The organism is Alteromonas sp. ABH4_456, from assembly GCF_056160645.1.
On sequence record NZ_JBSWXO010000007.1, the window covers coordinates 173,835 to 197,912 of the forward strand.

Consider the following 24,078-nt stretch of genomic DNA (forward strand, 5'->3'; position numbering starts at 1 on the left):
GCGGCATAAGCCGCGTTTTTAATTTGATAGAAAAGAAATACTGATGGTCAGGATTCTTTCACCAGAACAGATACCTTTTCAATACCTGCAATTTTAACCTGGTTCATTACTTCAACAACGATACCGTGTTCGGTATTTTCTTCTGCCTGAATTGCTGCAGAGTCAGTGTTGTTTTCTGCAAGGAACGTTTGCGCGTTCGCAACAACACGACGGATATCAACTTCACGACCACCCATTGTAATCACGCCATTCGCGTCAATACGGATAGACAGTGATTTGGAAGGCTTGTTGTTGTTTGCCTGGCTGTCATCAGGACGGTTTACGTCCAGACCTTTCTCTTTCACGAAAGAGGTGGTAACAATGAAGAAGATCAACATGATGAACACGATGTCCAACATGGGGGTCATGTCAATCTGAGCCTCGTCATCGGCACTGGTATGCTTTTTTCTTTTCATCTCGTAGTCATTCTTCTCTTTAAGTTCGAGCACCCTAGTATACTGTTTGTTATCAAAACTGGTAGCATTTTGTAATAAACAGACACCATTCTTAACACTTGTTGCTGGCTTTTTAGCCAAAATCACCGGTGAGTTATATTATTACGATGATTTTTTAGTCAGGGCCTTACCCAACTGGTAAAAATACAACATTAATGCATCATTAAGCTGTTTACGCAAATTACCATGAGGATAAATACCAAGTCTAGCCTCAGCAGACTTTTTTGTTCCCTGCACAAGAAACGCATTCTTCACGGGATGATCCTGGATACAAGCTTCGAATGCCCGCGCCGCCATCTCTTGTGGCATAGCATAGTAATACATTTTTAACGCGCGATCAGCCTCTATTGATCGCAAAAGATAATCATTCGGTGCTTTTTGATCGTTCAGGAACATAACCTGAAAACACTCGCAGAGCTTATCATTCAGGGGGTGAGCACGCATTGGCGCACTGTCCAGCCAGGCTTTGGAAGCAAATGATCCCGGCGGCAGATCGCTAAAAACGCGGGATGCAATGTAGTGATCGAAGGCATCAACCATTCGTGCGCAAGTGCGCCGCCACCGGCGTTCTTTGCCAGAGCCAGTTGCCGCTTAGCACTGTTATAGTGGGCGCTGGCGTGTTTCTGGCCGCCACTGCCAAACGCCAGCGATAATGTGCCGTTCAGCGAGATCACCTGTTCGTTTATTTGTAATATTTCGATCAGATCGTACAGGGCATCGAAGAACAAATTGGCAGCAAGCTGCTGTTCTTCAGCCGTGACCCATTTGCCAATGGTAATTGCAGAGAAATTAAATAACTTGCGGATGTCATTAAAGCTGACGTCCGCACCGTCGCGGTGGGATGGACCGTTGCGGTAGAACTCGCGGTGGAGTCTGCCTGAAGAGGCGTTAGCCGGCGAGTTCATCTAACAGCTGAAGGCACCAGGTGTTGATGCGCTCATCGGTTTGATCAAATTGATTTTCATCGTCGAGGCTAAGGCCGACGAATTGAGACTTATCTTCCGTCAGTCCCTTTGATTCGGCAAACTCATAGCCCTGATTGGGCCAGAAACCGATAAAGCGGCAACCTGACGGCTCAAGGGCTTCGTGCAGCATGCCCAGCGCATCCTGGAACCAGTCGGCATAGCCGAACTGATCACCCAATCCGAACAGGGCAACAGTTTTACCGGTAAGGTTCAGCTTGTGCACGTCTTCCCAACTGGATTCCCAGTCTTCCTGCAGCTCACCAAAGTCCCAGGTGGAGATGCCGAATATAAGAATGTCGAAAGCTTCTGCCTGTTGCAGCGCAGTATCTTTGATATTAAAAACGCTGACGACCTGCGCATCAAAAATACTGTTCAGCTGAGCCTGAATTTTTTCGGCTGCCATCTCGGTATAACAGGTGGTGGAACCATAAAACAAACCGATGGACAGGGCTTCATCGCTCATTCTTTTACCTCTATTCTTCTTTCCGGGGCGGGAATTCTACCGTATCCCCGTTACTGCACAACGCTTTGCAAATTACAGTGGTGTCATTCTTGTTTAAAACAAGCTGGCCGATTGCAGAGCGGTTCAACAAGGTTTTACCGTCGATGCCATCGGGAGAGCGCGATCTCACCGACATATTCCGGCGCCGTGTAAAAACGTTCAGCGGCGATTTATGACCATAAAACCAACGGTTTAATCTTTCCAGCCAGCGCAATAGTCCTTCAGGAAACGCATTTTTAATACCGCTGCAGGTAAACTGAGTGATATGGGGGCTGTTCCGGCGGAACCGCAGGCGCACATCATACACGAAAGAGTAGTGCACATCGCCGGACAAAATAATAAATTCCGGCGGCGTTTTATAATGGCGGAAAATATTCAGAATGACGTTTGCCGTGCCACGGTGGGCCATCCAGTTTTCTGCATCTACGGTGAGTGCTTTGCCAAAAAACGTAAATACTTTCTGGATGGCTTCAATCATCTTTACGCCGTAAATGGGGGCGGCAGACACCACTATCACCGCCTCCTTTCCAATTAATGCCTGCTGGAATTCGCAAAGTGCTTCCCAGTCCATCAACCCGGAAGGTTTATTCAGACTGGATTCAGAGCGCCACCGGCGGGTACGGGTATCCATCACATACACCGGCGGTGACGTCTCCAGAGTGTAGTGCCATTCTTCAAAATCCAGCAGCGTATCAATGAAAGCATCATGTTCATTCAGGCCGTCGGGAGTGAAAACGCCGGCAGCAGTTTCCAGAATGTCTGTAAACTTATCCGGCTGGTTACCCCAGCCCTGGCAAAGCCAGTAACCTATCAGTGCGTTGCCCACCATACGTTTTGACAGGGGGTGACCATACACTTCCTGCTCCCATCCTCGGGTCAGATTCCAGTCATCGGTCACGTCGTGATCATCGAATATCATGTAGACCGGCAGGTGTGCCAGAGAACTGCGCACTTCCGGCAAGGTGGCTGCGAAAGCCTGAATAACTGTCAGTTCCTGATTAAATTGAGCTTTGTAGGGTTCAGGGATGTGACTGTCTGAAAATTTGATGTCGCGCCACATCGCCGGCGACCACACCAGGATATACATGGCCATGATTTCTGAAAATGAAATCAAATGGTTTTTTGCATTTACTGAAGTAAACACCGGTTTTTTCTTGGCGCCGAAAAAGAGCTTCGACAGTGCCGTGTTCATGGCTATTTTGGGGAGGATTTCGTCCCGCTGATAGTAATTCAATGAGTGAGAGGTCAGTGCATCACTGTGGTCCACCACTGCGCCTTCAAGGGGCTCACCGAAAAGCCCCAGCGCAGTAATGACTTGCTGTATCGCCTGAAGCATTGGACCGGCGACATCGTCACTGTATACCTGATCGCCGGTCAACAGCAGCATGTCCGGCCGGCAGACACCACCTTTGAATTCCTCTTCAATTAATCCGTGAACACGGGTAAGCGCATCTTTTTCATCATGATGAGGTTTCCGGCAGGAGCCGTGTAACACGTTTGTCAGTGCCGGTTGCCAGTAAAAAGAAAGGGCTGATTGCCCTTCAAACAACACGGTCTGCTTTTCATTATCCCACTGACTTTGCTGTGATTGCGACGCAAAACGCAGTTCGTATTCGTTTAAACTGCCTGCGGTCAGTGGTGAAGCCAGGTGGGCTTCCAGCAAAGTAACGAAGGCCCGTTCACCGGCCTGTACGGTATGCTGAGCGCATTCTGTCTGCTGCTGATTACATATCAGTTGTGCATCAACCCGTTCACTGGTAACAAGCCAAAGTGTGAAGCCCTGTGAGTGGGTGTGCCTGAGAACCGGCCCCGCCACTACCAGTGGTAAAGATGACATGACGATGTAAAGCTCCTGTGTTTTGATGAGATTCGCAGGTGAGTTTCTTACAGTGATATACTCTTAAACGTTTTAAATTATTTCGCAATTCTTCAACGGGTTAAAGGAAAAGAATGAAACAAATTATTGGCCTGGCCGGTGTGGCGGTATTTGCACTGGGTGCATGCAGCGAAGCGCCGGAGCAAGTTGAAGTAGCCACGGCTTCCAAAGTCACGTCGCTGGAGGCTAAGGGCACGTGGATAAAAGATGAAAGCGGGAATGTAATGGCCGATCCGCAAACATCTGCCCTTACCGTGTGGGAAGGGAAACTGGTGTCCTTGTCTGATGCCAGTGCCGGCGCGGACATGCAGCGCCGGTTGCATTTTATTGACCCTCAAACTGCAACGGTAACCAGTGATGAAGAAAAAATGCGTATTGGCACCACTGTCAGACGCAGTTGTTTTTCAGGTTATCTGGCAGATGCGCCTGATCTTGAGGCGCTGGTCGCTGATCCCGCTCAGCCCGGCGTTTTCTATACCGTAACCGAAGATGCCACCCGTACCGGCGCATTGTCGGTAAGATGCCAGCAGCGTTATCAGAATACCGGTTCGACAGATTATCCGTCATTGCTGATACGGCTTGAGCGCCATGAGTTCGGCACCACAATGACAGGTGTCAGGCCACTGCAATTCCCGCTGTCTCTGAATGTGGGGGACTACCCCAACGACGGCATTGAGGGACTGGCAATAAGCGCAGATAACACCCTGTATCTCGGACTGGAAAAAGACGCAGCGGGACAGCCCCGTATCTTTTCATTAACCCTGGATGACGACTTCTGGGATACCACGGATTTTGTTCCGGTTGAGGATCCCGGACTTGCTGTGCCTGTTTTTGACAGCGGAAATCATCCTCTGAATGGTCTGGCATGGTATGACGGGGAAGGCGAACAGGGTTACTTGCTGGCTTCTGCGCGTAATGATAATGAATTGTGGGTGATCAGTACTGATCCTGAAAAAGAAACGAAACGCATCCCGTTACATTTCACCGCTCCGGCATCAGGTGATAACTGCAGTACGGAAGAGCGGATGGATAATGCATCCATAGAAGGTTTAACGGTTCTGGGAAACACACTTTATCTGGTAAACGATCCCTGGAAGGAAAACTATTTGAAAAATATAATTTGTGATTCAAATTCGGTAGCCTATCAAGCTATGGCTCCGCTACTTTTTTCTGTTCCCCTCGATCCAGCATGGTTCTAATAAGTTGATTGATTGCGCCCGGTTTTTCAGCTTGCGGTGTGTGGCCACAAGCTGAAAAGACATGAAGGGTTGCTGAAGGTGTATTTGACGATTGAAGCCTGCTGTGCAATTCGGGTATCACCATGTCTTCCCTGCCATGTACAAACCAGGTAACAGGCGGTGGACTGTTTAAAATCGATTGCGTGGTGCGGATCAGATGATTGCGTTGACCAAACACCGAGTTTATGACAGATACGAAGTGACGCAAGCCTTGCTGGGCTGGTTTGTGGTAGCTGTTTCGCCGAACAGCTTCGAGTATCAGCTTGTCAACCTTTTCTGCTTGATAGAAAATAGCTTTGCACTGATTTGTAAAAGCGACTCTGCCGGGTTGCGATAATAGTGCGCCGATTCCCGGCAATCCCATCAGGCGAAAAGGAAATGGTGTCGCATGTCCTAGTGTCGCACTATTCAGTAAGCCCAGTGAAAGCACTTTTTCCGGCATCATTTCGTATATCCTTGTAGCGACAGCCGCACCCAGAGAGTTACCCGCTAAGTGCACTGGCCCATCAGCAATTTGTTTCAGTAGCTGGCAGCCGAGTATAGCCAATACGTTTAAGTCTTCGTGACCATTGACTGGAGAAGAAAGGCCGTGTCCAGGATAGTCCCAGGCTATAATTCTGTAGTCTTGCGAGAGACTACAGAATTGGTTAGCCCAAATCTCAACGCTACTTCCTACACCACCACAGAGCAGGAGCAGAGGTTTGTTTTGAGTTTGTGTGTCCCAGTATCGGATGACGTATTGATCAAGCCGGATTGAGTGCTCTGGTGCAGAGAAATTAAATTCTGTCAGTGTCATTTACCGGCCCCGTTCCATAATATGACAGGCTTAATAGCAGCGCCGTTCTCTATATCTGCAATGGCCTTATTAATGTTTGTGTAGGAGTAAAAGGTAATGAGTTTGTCAAAGGGAAACGTGCCGTTTTCGTAGAGTTCGATTAGAGCTGGTATGAATGTTTCAGGCTGTGATTCCCCTTCCACGATGCCAATCAGATGACGGCCACCACTCATAAAGTGGGTTTCGTTCAACACAATTTCAGCATCCGGACCGGATGCCCCCAATATGCCGCAGGTGCCACGAGGGGCCAAACATTCTACGGCGGTTCGGATAACAGCGGGTATTCCAGTTGTATCCAGCGAAAAATCGGCACCGTGCCCGGTTATCGCTATCAACGAGTTAACGGTGTCGCCTTCAGACAATAATGTGTGTGTAGCCCCTAACTCTTTTGCTATGGCAAGCCTGGACGGGTTTTTATCGACCGCAATAATTGGATAAGCGCCTTGTATCTTTGCCGCCATTATTGCGGCAAGGCCTACTGAGCCGGTGCCAAAGACTATAAAGGATTTACCTTGAGCTACCTTCAACGCATTTATAACGGCACCGGCACCTGTCTGAAGTCCGCAAGCCAGCGGGCCCAGCATTTTCAGATCCGCAGTTTTACTGACTTTCACTACGTTGGTTTGCCTGCAAATGGCAGTGGAGGCAAACGAAGACTGACCAAAGAAATGACTGTGCACAGGGCCGTTTGCGTCTTTAAGAGCGGTGGTGCCGTCTTTCCGTGTAGCAAAGAAATTTTTCGGAAAAAATTCATGACAGTAACTTGGCATCTGTTCCTTGCAACTGGGACATGTTTCGCAGTGATCAAACGTCATTACCACGTGATCACCTACTTTTACTTTCGTTACTTTTTCCCCCACCTGCCTGACAATTCCAGCCCCTTCGTGGCCTAAGACAACTGGAAGGGGGGTAGGGAGCATTCCTGCACGTACTACCAGATCTGTATGGCATATTCCGGTTGCTACTAAGTCGACCATTACCTCGTCTGCGGCAGGCTGGGATAACGTTAAGGTTTCAAGCGTCAGAGGCTTGTTGTGTTCTCTGGCTACGGCTGCGGTTATTTTCATTATTTGAATCTCACTTTACTTAGAAAGGTTTTAGTTGAGCTTTGGGAGAGATGGTCTGCCACTGCCAGTGAGTATATAAATCCCAGTCTGCCGGGCCACAAACTGCAGAACCGTTTCCTGATGATTTGAATCCGCCAAAAGGGTTGCAACAATTGTCGTTTACAGTTTGATCATTGATATGGAGCAGACCAACTTCGAGTTGAGCGCCGATTTGCATAGCTCTTGTGAGGTCGTTGGAGATAACGGCGCCAGCAAGTCCGTAGTCACCACTGTTAGCCAGTTCAATAGCTTCCTCGTCAGTATCGTATGTGACGATATTTACAACCGGCCCGAAGATTTCTTCCTCAAAGCAGCGCATACCGGGCGAGACATCAGTGAGAACTGTCGGGGCGTAGAATAGACCTTCGTGATACCCCCCGCATTGCACAATCGCGCCGGCTTCGACAGAATCTTCGACAATTTTGCTGACTTTCTCTAATTGTTGCGCGCTAATCAGAGAGCCGATGGGGCATTGGCTGTCCAGGTCGCCGTAAGACAGTGTTTTCGCCCGTCCTACAATCTTAGCGATGACTTCTTTAGCAATTGAACGGTGAACTAATATTCGTCCTGAGGCCATACAAATTTGACCCTGATGTAAAAATGCCCCCCATGCGATGTTACTGGCAGCAATATCAATATCTGCGTCATCTAAAATAATAAGCGCGCTTTTTCCACCTAATTCCAATGACACTTTTTTCAGGTGTCTTCCACAAGTTTCTCCTACTAACCTGCCGGCATGCGTTGATCCGGTAAAGGCGATCATACCTACTTCATCTGATGTACAAAGTGCATTTCCAGCGTCTCCGTAACCTGGCAATACTTGATATGTTCCGGCTGGTAATCCAGCGTGCTCAAGTGCCAAAGCAAGTAAAAAACCACCTGAGAGCGGCGTGCGGGGATCTGGTTTCGATATTACGGCGTTTCCGGTGGCTAAAGCGGGAGCCACACTTCTTGTACTAAGTACCATCGGGAAATTAAATGGTGATATTACCCCTACAACGCCAATTGGTTTCCTCTTTGCGAAAGACAGCTTTCCTTCATCGTCAGGCAAGGTGATCCCGTGAGGTTGTAGAGCCATTCCTGCAGCAAGTTTTAAAAGTGTGATGCACTCCCGTACCTCGTGTTCGCCTTTGAATCTGGCACCACCTGTTTCTCTGGCCACAATCTCGCTAAATGATGTGAAATGTGTTTGCAGAAAATTTGCGGCTTTCAAAAAAACATCTGCTTTTTCTCTGGCAGCTATCATTGCCCACGCCATGCCTGCGCGGGATGCGTCTTTTGCTGCTCTACGGATATCCTCTTCGCCGGCGCTACCGACTTCTGTTAGCCACATCTGTTTGGCCGGTTCATCGACAGCGATAGTTTCTCGTCCATTTTTTGTCCATTTGCCAGTATATATACAGCTTTTCCAGGGTTGTTCTTTTAGCCATTGATTGACCACGGTTTCTTCCTCAATTTTCATAAATATCGCCATGGGTATTTCAAGTCATGTGCCAAAATACACATGTGGATAACATTTTATTTACGTTGGCGGTGATGGTAAGGGCTCGGTGGATAGTCTGGTCGGCTGGAAGACACGAATATATGACGGTTACTATCTGATAAGTGCTCTAATGATCAATTTTGTCCTAAGTGATTGCTCATTTGATCAATCAGGACGACTCATGCCCACGATACATGAGCTGAATGTAAGGTGATAGTGTAGAAAAGTACTATTTTTTTTAACATTTAAGTTCGATGAGTTACTCATTTTTGATGATGATAAAATCATACTTAATTATCTTTTTCTTTTAAAATAGCATTAAATATCAATGATATGTTTTTATCTTTCTTGGTTGGCTTTGTTTTTGCTTTGTTAGTTTTTTGAGTGCTAAATGTAAATTAAATGAAGACCCTGAGGAAAATAAAATGAAATTAAAAACCACCCCGCTCGTGCCGTTAAGATTAACTGCGCTCGCATCTACTTTGTGTATTGCAGTGACTAATCAAGCGAGTGCACAGGAGGATAATAAAGGCACTTTGGAAGTCATCAGTGTCACAGCCCAGAAAAGGGTAGAAAATGCACAAGAAGTTCCTATAGCAATTAGTGCTATTTCTGCAAATGGTATCCGCGATAATGATATTGGTAATGTAACTGAAGTGTCTGCTTTTATCCCCAACGTAGAGATGGACGCGACTTCGCCTTTTGCTGGTTCGTCGTCTGTTCTGAGTGCTTTTATTCGCGGGATCGGACAAAACGATTTTGCCTTTAATCTCGAACCGGGAGTGGGTCTCTATGTTGATGGTGTGTACTACGCCCGTACTCTTGGTGCCGTAGTTGATACTTTGAATCTTGAGCGAATTGAAGTATTGAAAGGCCCTCAGGGGACTTTATTTGGCAGGAACACTATTGGTGGTGCGCTTAACATAATATCAAGTCGTCCATCAGACGAATTTGCATTTAAATCGGAAGTGACTGTAGGCAGTTTTAACCGGCAAGATCTACGTGTGGCTGCCGATATTCCGCTTTCTGATGATTTACTGACTCAGGTCTCGTTTTCATCAAAACGAAGGGACGGTTACCAAAAGCGATTGAGATTTCCGGGCAGTGAAGCATTTGTAAACGACATCGGGCATTTCAACACTACTAAAAATCAGTTGACGTACGGAGATGCGGCGGGAGCTGAAAATGCAGTTAATGGTCGTATAAAAGCGGAATACATTGTATCAGACGATCTGACTTTAACATTTTCAGCTGATTATACCGATACCGATGAAAGCGCTGCCCCTTCGACACTGATTTCAGTCGACAATACAGCCAGCCTTGCTTCATTATATAATACATGTATAAGTCTGGATACAGCTACACTTGATGGTATTGGCTTAGGCGCAGTATGTGGAACACGGGCAACTATCGGAACGGCACTGGCAGGAGTAAATGCAGATGACGACCCGTCAAATAATCGTCTGCCCATCGATGATCGATATATCACGGGTGATCCGGATATTACCTATGCCGCGGGCAGTAATTTCTCAGAGCTTGAAGCTTGGGGAACTGCTCTTACCGCAGAATGGGATCTCAACGGTGATCTGGGATTGAAATCGATTACTGCGTACCGTTCATTGGCGTCCAGCTTCGGCGTTGACAATTCAGGTGGGCCGTTCACGATGGTCGACACATCATTTTACATGGAGCAGAGCCAGTTTTCCGAAGAACTGCAACTGACCGGTACCGCATTTAACGACAAAATGAAATGGGTGACAGGTCTATATTATTTTACAGAAGAAGGCACACTCGTTGACACGCCTGTATTTGCTGCTGGTTTGGTTCAGGTTTACGGACCGAATGACTTGCAGAACGAAGCAGTAGCCGGGTTTGCGCACATTAATTATGAAATTAATGACAGATGGGGAGCGACCTTCGGGATCCGTTACACCCGTGAAGATAAAGAATTTGAAGGAAAGCAACTCGAGCTTAACCAGTTTGGCATAAAGGTGGGTTTTCCGGCTAGCCTCTATCCTGATCAAGATGACCTGACGAGAGTTTATCCATTAGGGAAAAATACGTTGTCGTTTGATGATACCTCTATACATCTCGGTTTTGAATATCATATTACTAAAGACATAATGAGCTACGCGTCATATTCTCAAGGCTTTAAATCCGGCGGGTGGACAACACGACTAACAGTACCCGAGCCCGGGAATGTGCCACCTACCTTTGAACCTGAAGAAGCCGACAGCTATGAATTGGGCATCAAGTCACGATTTTGGGACGGAGCGGCACAGGTCAATGCTGCTGCGTTTTACACTGATTATGACAATATTCAAATCACAGTTAATCGCGGACTATCTCCTTTCTTTGAGAACGCAGCGAAAGGCGAAATCGGCGGTCTTGAAGTGGAAGGTCAGTTTATCGTCACGGAAAATTTGTATGTGAATGCATCACTAGGCTATATAGATGCAAAATACACCGAATTGGAAGAGGGAGCTGTAATAGACGGAGATGCCAAATTCGTGAATACACCAGAATTCTCCAGCAGCCTGGGAGTTCGCTACCATTATATGCTTGAATCAGGTGCTGAATGGGTATGGATGGCGGACTGGGCATTCAGAACGGAGACAGCGAATGTCACTGAGAACTCGCCGGGGACGAATCAGCCTGCATATCATCTTGCAAATGCATCTGTGAAGTATATTTCCGCCGAAGGAAACTGGGATGTGTCACTCCGTGGCGAAAATATTACGGATAATCGCGTTATCGTCACAGGTTTCAGAAACAACGATGTGGGCACTACGCAAGTTGTGTACAACGCGCCGCGTATGTGGTCTTTGAATTTCAGTTTCCGTTACTGAAATAAGCATCCAGCGGACCGTAAGTGATATGCGGTCCGCTTTTAGTGTAAATCCCCACTAATCCCGCTACTCTTAGTTTATCCAGTTGTATAAGAATTTCCGGTCATGAAAAGGTACGAAAAACAAATTCACAACAAAGTCTCTCTTGCGGGACTCGTTTCGAAGGATGGATCTGGGGCACTGCACGGTTCATCATCAAAACTGGATGAATCTACCAGCCCGACTATTGATGAGCTGACCGAATGTTTATTTTTTTCACCCGGAGACGGGCGAATTTGGATGAATGACCAGCGCATGATATTGCTCCACGGAAAGTCTTTCGGAGCTTTAAGACAACAAATAATTGATACGCTTGGTCTGGATGAAGCAAGGAAGCTGTTTATGCGGGTAGGGTATTTGTCAGGTGCGAGGGATGGTGAACTGGTTAAATCTCAGTGGCCTGAAGCCGATCCTGCTTCAATATTTGCCGCAGGTACTAACTTGCACTCGCTTGAAGGCGCCGTGAAAGTGGAGACAGTACATTTTGAATTTGACAAATCGGAAGGTCTTTATGATGGCGAGTTTGTTTGGCACAACAGCCTTGAGGCAGAGCAGCATCTCACTTCCTATGGAGTTAGTAGCCAGCCTGTTTGCTGGATGGAAATCGGCTATGCTATCGGCTATGTCAGTTGTCTTCTTGGTACATTGGTTATTTTCCGCGAGTCCGGATGCCTCGGTATGGGGCATACCCATTGCAAGTTAGTAGGGAAGAATGCCAATAAATGGCCAGAGGGGCAGCAAGATGTAGATTTTCTTGTGAAACACCGAAAGAAAAAGAAAGGTGAACCATATTCCGAAAAAAACAGTTTTCCAGTTGCTCATGATGAGAGTGAGGAGCAGGAGAGTATGGTCGGTGTTTCCCCTGCCTTTCTGACAGTCAGTCATGCGCTTAGCAAAGTGGCGCGAACAAACGCTACGGTTTTGTTAACTGGTGAATCTGGAGTGGGTAAAGAGCTCTTTGCGCAACAATTGCATTATTCCAGTAAACGGCACCGGTCCCCGTTTGTTGCTTTTAACTGTGCAGCTATTCCGGATAATCTTCTCGAAGCTGAATTGTTCGGTGTCGAAAAAGGTGCTTTTACAGGAGCAACACACAGCCGTGAAGGCCGGTTTGAACGGGCTGAAGGTGGGACTTTATTTCTCGATGAGCTGGGCACATTAAGCCTGTCCGGACAGAGCAAGTTACTCCGTGCTTTACAGGAGAAGGAGATCGAAAGAGTGGGCGGTACTAAACCTGTTTCTGTCGATGTCAGAGTTGTAGCTGCGACAAATTTGAATTTGTTAGATGCCGTTGAAAAGGGAGAATTCCGCGAAGATTTATATTACCGGTTAAATGTGTTTCCCATTGCTCTACCTCCTCTCAGGGAGAGGCGCGATGATATCCCACTGCTGGTCAATCATTTTTTCAAAAAATACTGCATCCTTCATGAAAAAAAACTATCCGGAATAACTCTCAGGGCCTCTCAAGCCTTACTAAACTATGATTTTCCGGGCAATATCAGAGAGCTGCAAAACATTGTTGAGCGCGGTGTCATATGGGCGGAAGACCACGATAGTGTCGATATACATCATATGTTTCACAAAGAGCCTTTACCTGAAAAATTTTTACTCTCAGTGAATGCACAGGGGCAGTTGGGTCAGCAATCAAATTATTCGTCAGAAAACATTTTAGAAAAAGTAGAAACTTTGCAATCCGGTGGCTTTTCCCTCGACTCTCTGGAGCGAACTTTGCTAAAAGAAGCGGTTTTACTGAACGATAATAATTTGTCCGCTGCGGCCCGAAAATTAGGTATCAGTCGTGCTCAGCTGGCCTACCGTATGAAAAAATACAATTTGGGTTAACGGAAAATTGCGCTCCTGAACGGAGCGCAAATTTAAGTCAGACAGATCTCTGTTTAGTTTTTCAATTCGCCACTGGCAGATTCGATGTGCGCTCTTACGAACCACTGGAACTGTTCCAGATCAGCCAGCTGACCGGTGATCATATCTTCTGATACAGGGTCCAGCTCTTCCAGTTCTTCAATAGCGTTACGGTGGTCGCCATTCACACCGTTGTACACGGCATCCAGCGCTACCAGGTGATCAGTGACCAGTGCCTTGCCAATCTTGTAGTCTTCCCATGAACGACCTTCAACAATCGCTTTAGGCGTACCGTGAGGTACTCCGCCAAGGGTAGCAATTCGTTCTGCAATGGTATCTGTCATACCGCGCACGGCATCGACCTGCGGGTCCAGCATTTCATGCACACCGATAAAATTCGGGCCAACCACGTTCCAGTGAATATGCTTCAGCGTAAGCTGTAAATCCAGCAGTGCCACCAGACGTTGTTCAAGCACAGCAACAGCTTTTTTCGCAGCGTCTTTTTTCATACCCGGTGCAGTAAATGCAGCAACATTACTCTTACTCATGATTTCTCCTGCTTTAGTCGTTTACGGCTGCAGACTCTCTGAGCGGGCAGCCTCTAAGTTAGTGAATTAGTAGCTGCAAACCACGTACCGGCTGTAACATTTTTCTCTTTTCGCCTTTTAGAAAGCGGGCTGCAGAGGATTTTTAACGGATTGCGACAGAGGCAAAATGGCTGGCGGGTAAGAAAAACATGCAGACATCTGTAAATTGTGCAAAAAAAGCAGCCCTGAAGGCTGCCTGATAAATGAATGAGCCGGGATGCAGAGTTAACGCAATCTGGCAGCAAACGTCTTTTTAAACTTAGCCAGCTTAGGTGCTACTACCATGGCGCAGTATTGATTCTGCGGATTATTTTTGAAGTAATTCTGGTGGTAGTCTTCTGCCGGATAGTAATTATTAACTTCTGTTACCTCAGTAACGACGGGGTCAGGCCAAATCTGATCGTCATTAATTTCCTGAATAATTTTCTGTGCCTCATCCCGCTGGCTTTCGGAATGATAAAAGATTGCGCTGCGATACTGCGGGCCAGTGTCGTTCCCCTGGCGGTCAACCTGCGTGGGATTATGCAAAGCAAAGAAAATTTCGAGGATTTCACGGTAAGAAATGCTGGCCGGATCAAATTCAACCCGCACGACTTCAGCATGCCCGGTATCTTTTTTACAGACGGCCTCATAGGAAGGATTTTCAACGTGTCCGCCGGCATATCCGGAAATAGCGCTTATTACGCCTTCCACACTGTTGAATGCCGATTCAATACACCAGAAGCATCCTCCGCCGAGTGTCGCAGTTTCTGTCGTTGCCATTATTAAAGCTCCTGTTATCAGATATCCTGTAATGTGGTTACGTTAGTCGCTGACTTCAACCTCAAGTTACGCTTTTTTAATCTCTGAATGATGTGCAACCGCGTACTATTATACAAGTAAAGTGGTACATCGGGCCGGCGGTGGTTCAGGCCCCGGTAAACGGAGAAATCATGAAAATCTTCTATGACAGTTACTGCCCCTTATGTTGTGCTGAAATGTCTCATATCAAAAAGCGTGATCAGCATGACAGGATCCAACTGGTAGATATTCAGGATCCTGCCTTTAGTGAACATTATCCCGGGCTGGACAGAGCACAACTGGATGCCAGAATTCACGTAGAGCTGGATAGCGGTGAAATGGTTACCGGACTGGACGCTACCCACGCAGCCTGGCAGGCTGTGGGGCGGGGCTGGCTATACGCGCCTCTTCGCTGGCCGGTGATCCGCATTGTTGCCGACATGGCCTACAACCTTTTTGCCAGAAACCGTTATACCATTTCCTATCTGCTTACCGGCCGCCGCCGGACCTGTAATGATGGCCAGTGCGGTTACAGGACGGACAAATAATATGGCGCATACTCACCTCATTATTGGCGCCGGCGGTGCTATCGGGCGGGCAGTGACAGAAGCACTGGCCGCCAGAGAGCCTCAAAGCCGTGTCTTTGCCGTCGCAAGGCAACACCAGCAGAGTTTTGAAGCCGGCAACGTGACAGCAATCACGCTGGAATCTGCAAATGAAGAAGCAGTAAACCAATGGACGGCTGAACAGAAAGCACGTGGCATCGTATTTTCGACAGTCATTTGTACCGCCGGGGTCCTGCATGGCGACGCAGGCGGCACGGAGGTGAGTCCTGAAAAGAAAATCGAAGACATCAGTGCGGATAAACTGCTGGCATACTTTTCGGTGAATGCTGTGGTACCGGCAATCTGGCTGAAAGCACTTGTGAATGTGCTGGATAAAGAGAGAAGTACCATTGCATGCTTAAGCGCCCGGGTGGGCAGTATCAGTGATAACAGGCTGGGCGGCTGGTATGGCTACCGGGCCTCAAAGGCGGCACTGAATATGATGCTGAAAACCGCCGCCGCAGAATTTTCCCGCCGGAGTAAGAATACGGTACTTATCAGCTATCATCCGGGCACAGTGGACAGTGCGTTGTCAGAACCATTTCAGGGCAACGTACCTGAGGGAAAACTCTTTACGCCTGCCTTTACTGCTTCACAGTTACTTGATTTCATTGACAAAGCGACGCCGGAAAATAATCCGCATTTCATCGACTGGGCGCATAAACCTGTTCCCTGGTAAGAGATCACTACACTGAGCCGGGCCGGAACAGGCCATTCCAGCGCTCAAATACGGGACATTCGGCAGGGACGCTGATACTATTCGCCCTTATATCCGCGTGAAAATGACAACGATATAACTGCCCAGGCACAGCTAAAAGTGCAGGTAGTGTGGGGAAGGTGACAGCCGGAATGACTTAGGGTAATCCGGTTGTCGCACGTGTGAACGACAATAATCTTCGTTGGAAGAATATAAAATCATCACCACCCGATTATAACAATAAGTGAAGAGGAAAGATGATATGAGCGGGGCGAGAGAACAGTTCGGATCGCGCATCGGATTCATTTTAGCCGCAGCCGGGTCTGCGGTAGGTATAGGTAACCTGGTCGGGTTTCCGGTGGGCGCTGCAAAAAATGGCGGTGGCGCTTTCTTGCTGATGTACGCCATTTTCGTTGTGGCTATCTGTTTGCCGGTAATGCTGGCAGAAATGTCAGTGGGCCGTCATGCCAGAAAAGATCCCTTAGGCGCATACCGGGGTTTGAGTAATAACGCCACGCACTGGAAGCTGGCCGGCTGGTTATCGATTATTACGCCGTTTATGATTGCCGTGTTTTATCTGGTGATCACGGTGTGGATATTCGGCTATCTGTACGAAATCATCACCGGTGATTTAGATATTCTGGCTAACCCGGATACCTTCGGCACCTTTATAAACAGCGAAAAAATCTTTGTTTACATGGCCGGTGTTGTGGCTGTGGTCTATCTGATCTTGCAGGGTGGTGTCAAAGAAGGTATCGAGAAAGCGGCCAAGCTGCTGATGCCAACATTGTTTATCATGCTGCTGTTGCTGGTGGGCTTCGTACTTATGCAGGACAACGCCATGAAAGGCGTAGAGTTCTACCTGGTGCCAGATTTTTCTAAAATCAATGCATCGGTCATTAACGGGGCGCTGTCTCAGGCATTCTTCTCCCTGTCACTGGGTATGGGGATCATGATCACCTACGGCAGCTATATCGATAAGCGTGCTGATGTGCCCGGGTCTGCAAGGCTGGTGGCTCTGACTGATACGGCTGTGGCGTTTACGGCGGGCCTGATGATTTTGCCGGCGATCTTCTCATTCGACCCGAATACCAATCCGGACGAACTCAGTGAGTCCTCAATCGGTATGATTTTCACGTTTTTGCCTAAGATATTCCTCGCTTTGCAGGACTCCATTGGCTATACCGGCGCTAGCATTGTGGCAGCGATTTTCTTCCTGCAGGTGTTTTTTGCAGCTATCACCTCACTGGTTTCGATTTTCGAAGTACCTGTGGCAGCGCTGATGGACGAGAAAGACATGGGGCGGAAGCCTGCACTGTTTGTACTGGGTGTTTTGATGGTTGTGCTTGCGGTGCTGTGTGCACTGTCGTTCGGTTACAACGCGTTTCTGACTGAGTTCGTCAGCTATGCCGGTGCGAAGAAATCGTTCTTTGATGTGGTGTATGACGTGTTTTACGACACCATTCTGCCGCTGAACGGCTTCTTAATTTGTATCTTCGTTATCTATCGCTGGAAGAAACATAACTTCAACAAGGCGCTGGATGAAGGTGCAGAGAACTACAAAGGCAGCTTCTTCGAGAAGTATGTTGATGTGTCAGTAGGCACTTTCATTCCGGTCATCCTGTTGCTGGTATTTATCAATACCGTGGCTGTAAAGTATTTCGGTCACAGCTTGTTCGGCTAATGATTCAAAGCATATCAAAGGGGCTGGCGTATTCCGGCGTCAGTCCCAGTGCTTCCCAGCAGTCTTTGCTGAGGATTTTCTTCCCGTCAGCAGCATTATTATGTTCAGCACTGAATTGCGGTGCAGGTAACGTCAGAGCCTCTGCTGCCCAACGGTAGTAGTCATCCCTGCGGGGATGCTCCAGACTGCAGAGTTGCATCAATGGGGGAAACGCTGAAGTACCGTCAACTTCCTTCAGAATACAAATCAGGGCTTTGACCACATCGGACACATGCACCAGGTTTACCGCCTGCTCGCCTTTATCCAGCGTTTTACCGGCCAGGAATTTTGCCGGATGACGGGAACCTCCCACCAGTCCGGCCAGACGAACCACATGAACGCGGGGATCCTGCCCGGCCAGTAAGAACCTTTCGATGTCGCAATGCACTTTGCCTGAATCTGTAGCCGGCGCTACAGGGGCGTTGACTGTCAGCTCTCCGTCAGCATTCCCGAACACAGAAGTGGTGCTGATGAAAATAAGCTTCTTTGCCCCTGCGTTCAGGAAGTCAGTCGCCAGAGCCGTCATTGCGCGGGTAAAGTCATCACCCACCGCTTTTTTTCGTCCCGGCGGAATATTCAGTATTACTGCGTTGTCAGCACTCTGTTTTATCAGTGATGTGGCATCATCACCCAGCGCGAACAACACCGGGGTCACGCCTTTTTCGCGCAGCGCGTCTGCCTTTTCCTGTGAACGGGTTGTACCGGTAATGGTTGCTTCAGGCAATGCATCAACCAGGAACTGACCCAGCCACCCACAGCCACACAGTGTGAGGTTAAGGGAGTGAATTGAGTTTGCAGATATATCAGACATAAAAAAGCCGGAAAACAAGTTTCCGGCAGTGTAGCACGATACGTTTTTTTACATCTTTAAATCAGAGTCACTGTTGATGGTCAGCACATTCAGGTTTTCGAGGCCCGGAATATGTTTTTGCATTTTAAGCTCGGCGTAATCGGCTTTTTTCAGCACTTCACACAGGGCGTCAGCGCGTTTTTCGATAGCCGCAGATTTTGCCTCAACACGCTGTTCGAAATCTTCTTCCCAGTTTTCCATGTGTTGTTCAAAGTTATCAAAGTCTTCGTCACCGCTTAGCATGGCCTTGCCGATAGCAATCAGCAGGCGACCGGTGGAATTGGCAATGATATTTTCTACTTGGTCTTCAAATTTGTTTTCCCAGCGTTCTGAAATCCAGCCATCTTCTTCGAAATCCTCACTGTTCATACGCACTTCACCGTCAGCATCATAAAAATGGCTGTCCATTTCAGTACGCAAACTGGCAAACATTTCATTTAAATCCGTCACGATGCCGTTGTCCTCTCCCAGCAGTTCACCGAAGGCTTCATTGATGGAGTTGCCGGCAAGTTCCAGTGCGTCGTAGGTAATTTCCAGTGTCATGGGAATTGCCGTTTCAATGTTGTGGTAATAGTCATTCACCCATTGTTGCTGCTCGCTGGTCAGTGACACTGAGCGGTTGTTTACAGTCATCTGGCCTGAACCATTAATCACCACATGCTCGTCGTTGGCCGTAAAGAGCGTCAGTACGCCTTTTTGCCAGTTAACATCGCCCTGCAAGTTCATATCGCAGTGCTCAGAGTCCATGCCTGCGAAGGCGGGTGAAGCACAGAGGGCAGCGGTCATTGTCAGGGCAGCTAAAGTTTTCATGTCTCTTCCTTTTTAAAATCTGTCGGTTGCGGCAGCTTGTCCGGCGGGTGATGTTCCGGTAAACAGCCTGAATGATTCAGTAACGTTTGTGCTGATATAGCAACCCTGAGGCCAACTTTAAAAATTATTAGTTATCAATGGTTTGCTTATGTTTTAAATGGAGTGAGATCGCATTCCCACTCTGTGGATTGGTGTAAATTCCGATAAAGTGGCGCAATTGACCAGGATCAAACAGACCTTGCACAGAGTGATGATTAATTACGCATTTTCAGGATTTTGTTGCATAATACAAGCAGACTGAAAACCTGCTCTTTGTCTTCTGTATGACAGGCAGGTTTAAAAATGAAAAGAACAGTGAAGGGTAATGTGATGAGTGAGTGGATAAGTGCTGTTGGTTTTGGCGCCGGCCTGATTGCTTTTGTACTGGGTATGTCCAGTATTATCATGGGATTCATGAGTGCTAAAGCCGGGGCGGAAGGTATGCAGGAGAAAATTGAATATGGTTTCTTCGGCGTGTCAGGCCTGGTAGTTTGCGTACTGATGGCATACGCCCTTTCCTGATGTTTCCGGCAGATTTACTCTGCGCCGGAAAATCCTTTCAGAAATTCCCATCGATTAAGGCTTGCCGGTGACGGCAAGCCTTAACTGTCTCTGCTATTGCGGACGGTCTCCCGCTGAACTTTCTTCTCCGTCCGCGTTAACCTTTGATTCCCTTTTGCCTTCATACACGGCTTCCGGGGCATCGTCATAGTGACTGGCCAGCATTAAATGGCTGTCCCGCTGGTAAGCCCGTAAATCGAACATGGGCAGCATTGCCATAATATGATCGAAGATATCTGCCTGTACTTTCTCATAGGCAACCCACTCTTTCTTCGCACTGAAGCAGTAAACTTCCAGTGGTAACCCCAGCTCGTTAGGGGGCATTTGTCTTACCATCAGAGTCAGTGACTGATTAATATTGGGGTGTTTCTGTAAATAGGCTTCCAGATATGCTCGGAAGGTACCGATATTGGTGAGACGGCGGCTGTTCAGCAGGTCCGACTCATCAATGGAATAGTCTTTGTGGTACGCCTGCAGTTCTTTTACTTTCTTATCGATATACTCTGAGATGTAGCGGATCTTACTAAAGCGGGCCATCATATTGCTGTCGCAAAGTTTGATGGAATGAATATCGATGTAAACCGAGCGCTTGATCCTGCGTCCTCCCGATTCCTGCATACCCCGCCAGTTCTTGACCGCTTCTGTTGTCAGTGAATAGCTGGGCAGCGTAGAAATGGTCTTGTCCCAGTTCTGCACTTTCACATTTGTCAGACCGATTTCCAGTATTTCTCCGTCCACCTCAAATTTGGTGATTTGGATCCAGTCTCCGGTGTTAAACATCCGGTTCGCTGCAATCTGAATACCTGCCACAAAGCCTAAAATGGTGTCACGGAAAATGAGTAACAGTACCGCGGCCAGTGCAGTCAGGCCTGACATGATCAGCAGCGGGTTCTTGTCGACAATCAGTGAAACACACAGCAACAATACGATGACTGAGAAGAATAGTTTGGCGACCTGAATGAAGCCGGTTATTGATGCCCGTTTGGCCAGATAAGATGCGTTATACACATCCTGAACCGTGTTCAGCAGGGCAAATAAGCCGATAAGCGCTGTAATCATCATGTACAGCATGGAGGTTTTTATCATGAACCCGTGTAACAGGTTTTCTTCATTGATAAGTACCGGCGTCAGCAGAAAAATCACAATGGCCGGAACAAGGTGCGTTAACCGCCGGAAGAAACCGTGATTCAGTAATGCGTCATCCCAGCTGTTTTTACTGCGTTTCACCAGCATGGCGATCTGCACTTTCAGCAGTATACGACTGACAATATAAAACACCGCTGCAACCAGCAGAATGCCGGAGATCGCAAGGGTGTTGTATAAAAGGGTATCTGTGGTGAGGTCCGGAAATATGTCTTTTACAGTGTGTACAAAGGTGTCTCTGATTGAAGATGCAATCTGCACGTTCAGGGCTCCAGTAACTGATTAATCCTGCTGTCTTTATTTGTCCACAACTCATTCAGCCAGTGCTGAAACCGGCTCCGGAATGAATCGTCGGCAAAGTAATCTCCCTGCGCTTCCACCGGTACAGTCAGTACGTTGACGTCTATAATGATGCGGGTCATCTGGCCGCTCAGCATGGACATCATCGGATGGGCTTCGTTATCAGGGTACAATAACGATATATCCAGCAGATTGGTAAAAAGATCGCCCATGGTAGCAAGTGTAAAGGCAATTCCCCCGGCTTTTGGTGGCAGCAAATGGGCAAACTGGCTTTTTCTGAGCTGGTGTTTCGCGCGGGTGAAGCGTGTACCCTCGACGAAATTGATGACCGTTGTGGGCGAGGTTTTATACTTCTCACAGGAGCGGCGGGTGGTTTCAATATCCTGCCCTTTTTTGTGAGGATATTTCTCCAGATAAGACCGCGAATACCGTTTCATAAACGGCATATCCAGTGCCCATGCGCCCAGACCGACGAAAGGAAGCCAAATCAGTTCCTGTTTAAGAAAGAACTTGGGCGGCGGAATACGTTTACGGGAAAAGTCGATAAGCAGAATGATATCGAGGTAACTTAAGTGATTAGCAATCAGCAGATACCAGTTCTCCACCGATAATATGCCGTCGATGCGGTAAATCACTTTTACCGGATTAAACAATTTGATCAGTAACACACTGATGCAACCAAAACACTGCATAGCAAAATGCATAAAGCCCATCAGCAAATGACGGATGGCTTGTACCGGAAGCACCAGCTTAAGCAGTCCGCAACTGATAATAATTGACGCCCAGAACCCCAGATTGATAATTTGCAACGGCGTGTGAATAACAAATATCAGGGGCGCCAGTAACTTTCTCATAGCGGAGCCTGTGTTGAGTTTAATGCAGCCAGGTGCTGGTCTTTCTGTTGCCAGCGTTCATTCAGCCATTGCTGAAAACGAGCTTTTTGCGCGGGATCAGTGAAGTAGGTGTCGTTGAAAAATCCGCCCTGCACAATATCTTTGATCGGCATTACCGACACATTTACGCGAATTTCTTTTACTTTACCGCACACGAAATCCCAGTAACTTGGTACGCCTGCAGGGTAGTCGATAGTGACATCGATCAGCTTGTGCAGTTGTTCGCCCATGGCGCTGAGTACGAAGGCAACACCACCGGCTTTCGGCTTGAGCAGGTGGGTAAAAGGCGAGGCTTGTCTGTCATGCTTACTTTTTGTAAAACGGGTGCCTTCTACAAAATTCATGATGCTTACCGGCTTCGACTTAAACTTCTCGCAGGCTTGACGGGTGGTTTCCATATCCTTGCCTTTAAGGTGCGGGTTTTTCGCCAGAAACGATTTGCTGTAGCGGCGCATAAACGGAAAATCCAGCGCCCACCAGGCCAGACCCAGTACCGGTACCCAGATAAGTTCCTGTTTCAGAAAGAATTTGAGAAACGGAATTTTACGGTTAAAAATTCGCTGCAATACCAGAATGTCGACCCAGGACTGATGATTGGCGATCACCAGATACCAGTCGTCAGGCGCCAGGCTGCTGATCCCGTTAACAGACCAGCGCGTGCGGCTGAGCAGACGCTGGTTGAGATTGTTCACGGTTATCCATGCTGTCGCACAGGCATCCAGAGGATAAGAAACAATTCGCCGCCACCACTGCACCGGTGGCAGTTTTAACAGGGATAGTATAAAAATAGGGATAAACCAGAAAACCGTATTGAAAAAATAGCCCAGCACTGACACAGTGCCACGCAAATGATAGCCAACAGCTTTAAGCATCGTCATTCACCTCTGAATTTTGGTGCTTAGTGTAAACGATGTTGATCTAAAATCCGATACACCCTATACCGGGAAATAAGGATTTACACGTAATTTGGCAGCACAATAGAGAAAAATATGGAATTAATCAGTGAAAATCGCGCATTTGGTGGACGTCATTGCCGCTACCGCCATGCTGCAAAAACAACAAATTGTGAAATGACCTTTGCGGTTTATCTGCCGCCTTTTGCCAGCGCAGAAAATCCCGTTCCGGTTTTATACTGGCTGTCAGGATTAACCTGTACTGATGAAAACTTCATGCAGAAAGCTGGCGCAATGAAGATGGCTGCTGAGCTGGGTATGGCGATTGTGGCACCGGACACCAGCCCCAGAGGAGATGATGTGCCTGACGATGCAGACAAAGCCTATGACATGGGTAAAGGGGCCGGCTTTTATGTTAATGCAACACAGGCACCCTGGAATGAACATTATCAGATGTATGACTATGTCACGCAGGAGTTACCCGCTCTGATTGAAGCAAACCTGCCGGTGACACGTGAGAAGGCCATCAGCGGGCATTCCATGGGCGGACATGGCGCACTGGTTATCGGCTTGCGTAATCCGCAGCAGTATGTGTCTGTGTCAGCGTTCAGTCCGATTGCGAATCCGTCAGATTGCCCCTGGGGCGAAAAGGCGCTGGGCGGCTATCTGGGTGACGATAAATCAGCATGGCAAGCTTATGATGCAGCCATTCTGCTTGCTGAGAAGCAACACTACATTCCGTTACTGGTGGAGCAGGGACGTGCCGATCAGTTTCTTGAAGAACAATTAAAGCCTCAGGCTTTGATTAATGCAGCTCAGAAGAGTGATACGCAACTGACGCTGAATATGCATGAAGGCTATGACCACAGCTATTTCTTCATCGCGTCTTTTATCGAAGAACACCTGCAATTTCATGCCAGCCATTTGGGCATAGGCGGGTTATAAAGAGG

Annotated in this window: 21 protein-coding genes and 1 pseudogene; 8 read left to right on the plus strand and 14 right to left on the minus strand. The window is 47.8% G+C overall.

Features of this window, described 5'->3' with window-relative positions; all coding sequences use genetic code 11:
* Positions 1–47 precede the first annotated feature (47 nt).
* The 4 genes and pseudogenes from ACXAG2_RS12705 to ACXAG2_RS12720 form a co-directional block, all read right to left on the minus strand.
* Positions 48–455: an ExbD/TolR family protein gene (locus ACXAG2_RS12705; RefSeq protein WP_119503483.1), complete on the minus strand. Its 408-nt coding sequence runs from the start codon at positions 453–455 to the stop codon at positions 48–50.
* Between the two features lie 141 nt (positions 456–596).
* A pseudogene (locus ACXAG2_RS12710) lies at positions 597–1,399 on the minus strand (CLCA_X family protein).
* Positions 1,383–1,922 (minus strand): flavodoxin FldB, encoded by a 540-nt coding sequence (fldB, locus tag ACXAG2_RS12715; RefSeq protein WP_474867506.1) that lies wholly within the window; start codon positions 1,920–1,922, stop codon positions 1,383–1,385. The pseudogene ACXAG2_RS12710 and the gene fldB overlap by 17 nt, the downstream one beginning before the upstream one ends.
* A gap of 10 nt (positions 1,923–1,932) precedes the next feature.
* Positions 1,933–3,798, minus strand: coding sequence for a metallophosphoesterase family protein (locus ACXAG2_RS12720; RefSeq protein ID WP_474867509.1), 1,866 nt, complete (start codon positions 3,796–3,798; stop codon positions 1,933–1,935).
* A 113-nt stretch (positions 3,799–3,911) separates the two neighbouring features.
* Between ACXAG2_RS12720 and ACXAG2_RS12725 the strand changes: the two genes are divergently transcribed.
* Positions 3,912–5,036 (plus strand): hypothetical protein, encoded by a 1,125-nt coding sequence (locus ACXAG2_RS12725; protein ID WP_474846106.1) that lies wholly within the window; start codon positions 3,912–3,914, stop codon positions 5,034–5,036.
* On the opposite strand, the gene ACXAG2_RS12730 is transcribed toward ACXAG2_RS12725, so the two are convergent.
* The 3 genes from ACXAG2_RS12730 to ACXAG2_RS12740 are packed head-to-tail and all read right to left on the minus strand — an operon-like array spanning position 4,987 to position 8,478.
* Positions 4,987–5,871, minus strand: a complete 885-nt coding sequence (locus ACXAG2_RS12730; RefSeq protein ID WP_474846104.1) for an alpha/beta fold hydrolase — start codon at positions 5,869–5,871, stop codon at positions 4,987–4,989. The two genes, ACXAG2_RS12725 and ACXAG2_RS12730, sit on opposite strands and share 50 nt — an antisense overlap.
* Positions 5,868–6,977, minus strand: a complete 1,110-nt coding sequence (locus ACXAG2_RS12735; RefSeq protein ID WP_474846102.1) for an NAD(P)-dependent alcohol dehydrogenase — start codon at positions 6,975–6,977, stop codon at positions 5,868–5,870. Before ACXAG2_RS12735 ends, ACXAG2_RS12730 begins: the two co-directional genes overlap by 4 nt.
* 19 nt (positions 6,978–6,996) lie before the next feature.
* The gene (locus tag ACXAG2_RS12740; RefSeq protein WP_474867512.1) at positions 6,997–8,478 is read right to left on the minus strand and encodes a benzaldehyde dehydrogenase; all 1,482 of its coding nucleotides are present in this window, start codon (positions 8,476–8,478) and stop codon (positions 6,997–6,999) included.
* 446 nt (positions 8,479–8,924) lie between these two features.
* Between ACXAG2_RS12740 and ACXAG2_RS12745 the strand changes: the two genes are divergently transcribed.
* Together ACXAG2_RS12745 and ACXAG2_RS12750 are read left to right on the plus strand one after the other, a co-directional pair.
* A complete protein-coding gene (locus tag ACXAG2_RS12745) occupies positions 8,925–11,348 on the plus strand; it encodes a TonB-dependent receptor (protein WP_474867514.1) in 2,424 nt (807 codons plus the stop codon).
* 105 nt (positions 11,349–11,453) lie between these two features.
* On the plus strand, positions 11,454–13,229 hold the full coding sequence (locus ACXAG2_RS12750; protein ID WP_474846096.1) for a sigma 54-interacting transcriptional regulator: 1,776 nt from the start codon (positions 11,454–11,456) through the stop codon (positions 13,227–13,229).
* Positions 13,230–13,282: 53 nt separating this feature from the next.
* On the opposite strand, the gene dps is transcribed toward ACXAG2_RS12750, so the two are convergent.
* Together dps and msrA are read right to left on the minus strand one after the other, a co-directional pair.
* Positions 13,283–13,795, minus strand: a complete 513-nt coding sequence (gene dps / locus ACXAG2_RS12755; protein WP_474867517.1) for a DNA starvation/stationary phase protection protein Dps — start codon at positions 13,793–13,795, stop codon at positions 13,283–13,285.
* A 264-nt stretch (positions 13,796–14,059) separates the two neighbouring features.
* Positions 14,060–14,596: a peptide-methionine (S)-S-oxide reductase MsrA gene (gene msrA, locus ACXAG2_RS12760; RefSeq protein WP_119502545.1), complete on the minus strand. Its 537-nt coding sequence runs from the start codon at positions 14,594–14,596 to the stop codon at positions 14,060–14,062.
* 170 nt (positions 14,597–14,766) lie between these two features.
* Between msrA and ACXAG2_RS12765 the strand changes: the two genes are divergently transcribed.
* From ACXAG2_RS12765 to ACXAG2_RS12775, 3 genes are all read left to right on the plus strand, one after another.
* Positions 14,767–15,162: a thiol-disulfide oxidoreductase DCC family protein gene (locus tag ACXAG2_RS12765; RefSeq protein WP_474867520.1), complete on the plus strand. Its 396-nt coding sequence runs from the start codon at positions 14,767–14,769 to the stop codon at positions 15,160–15,162.
* 1 nt (position 15,163) lies between these two features.
* Positions 15,164–15,898 carry an SDR family NAD(P)-dependent oxidoreductase gene (locus ACXAG2_RS12770; protein ID WP_474867523.1) on the plus strand — a complete coding sequence of 245 codons (735 nt, stop codon included), beginning with the start codon at positions 15,164–15,166 and terminating at the stop codon, positions 15,896–15,898.
* Between the two features lie 280 nt (positions 15,899–16,178).
* Complete coding sequence (locus ACXAG2_RS12775) at positions 16,179–17,600, plus strand: sodium-dependent transporter (RefSeq protein WP_474867525.1); 1,422 nt, start codon at positions 16,179–16,181, stop codon at positions 17,598–17,600.
* A 4-nt stretch (positions 17,601–17,604) separates the two neighbouring features.
* Here ACXAG2_RS12775 and ACXAG2_RS12780 read toward each other — a convergent pair whose 3' ends face one another.
* Positions 17,605–18,450 (minus strand): NAD-dependent epimerase/dehydratase family protein, encoded by an 846-nt coding sequence (locus tag ACXAG2_RS12780; protein WP_474867527.1) that lies wholly within the window; start codon positions 18,448–18,450, stop codon positions 17,605–17,607.
* A gap of 48 nt (positions 18,451–18,498) precedes the next feature.
* A complete protein-coding gene (locus tag ACXAG2_RS12785; RefSeq protein ID WP_474867530.1) occupies positions 18,499–19,299 on the minus strand; it encodes a DUF2884 family protein in 801 nt (266 codons plus the stop codon).
* Between the two features lie 369 nt (positions 19,300–19,668).
* Between ACXAG2_RS12785 and ACXAG2_RS12790 the strand changes: the two genes are divergently transcribed.
* Positions 19,669–19,860, plus strand: coding sequence for a hypothetical protein (locus ACXAG2_RS12790; protein WP_119503482.1), 192 nt, complete (start codon positions 19,669–19,671; stop codon positions 19,858–19,860).
* Positions 19,861–19,953: 93 nt separating this feature from the next.
* Here the strand turns inward: ACXAG2_RS12790 and ACXAG2_RS12795 are convergent, their stop codons facing one another.
* From ACXAG2_RS12795 to ACXAG2_RS12805, 3 genes are read right to left on the minus strand one after another with little or no spacing between them, the layout of a single operon-like run.
* Positions 19,954–21,303, minus strand: a complete 1,350-nt coding sequence (locus tag ACXAG2_RS12795) for a mechanosensitive ion channel family protein (RefSeq protein WP_474867533.1) — start codon at positions 21,301–21,303, stop codon at positions 19,954–19,956.
* A gap of 2 nt (positions 21,304–21,305) precedes the next feature.
* Positions 21,306–22,196: an acyltransferase gene (locus ACXAG2_RS12800; RefSeq protein WP_474867536.1), complete on the minus strand. Its 891-nt coding sequence runs from the start codon at positions 22,194–22,196 to the stop codon at positions 21,306–21,308.
* Entirely contained in the window at positions 22,193–23,107 is a 915-nt protein-coding gene (locus ACXAG2_RS12805; protein WP_303574866.1) for an acyltransferase, read from the minus strand. The genes ACXAG2_RS12800 and ACXAG2_RS12805 overlap by 4 nt, the downstream gene beginning before the upstream one ends.
* Positions 23,108–23,224: 117 nt before the next feature.
* On the opposite strand from ACXAG2_RS12805, the gene fghA reads away from it, so the two are divergent.
* Positions 23,225–24,073, plus strand: a complete 849-nt coding sequence (gene fghA / locus ACXAG2_RS12810) for an S-formylglutathione hydrolase (protein ID WP_474846075.1) — start codon at positions 23,225–23,227, stop codon at positions 24,071–24,073.
* Positions 24,074–24,078: the final 5 nt, after the last annotated feature.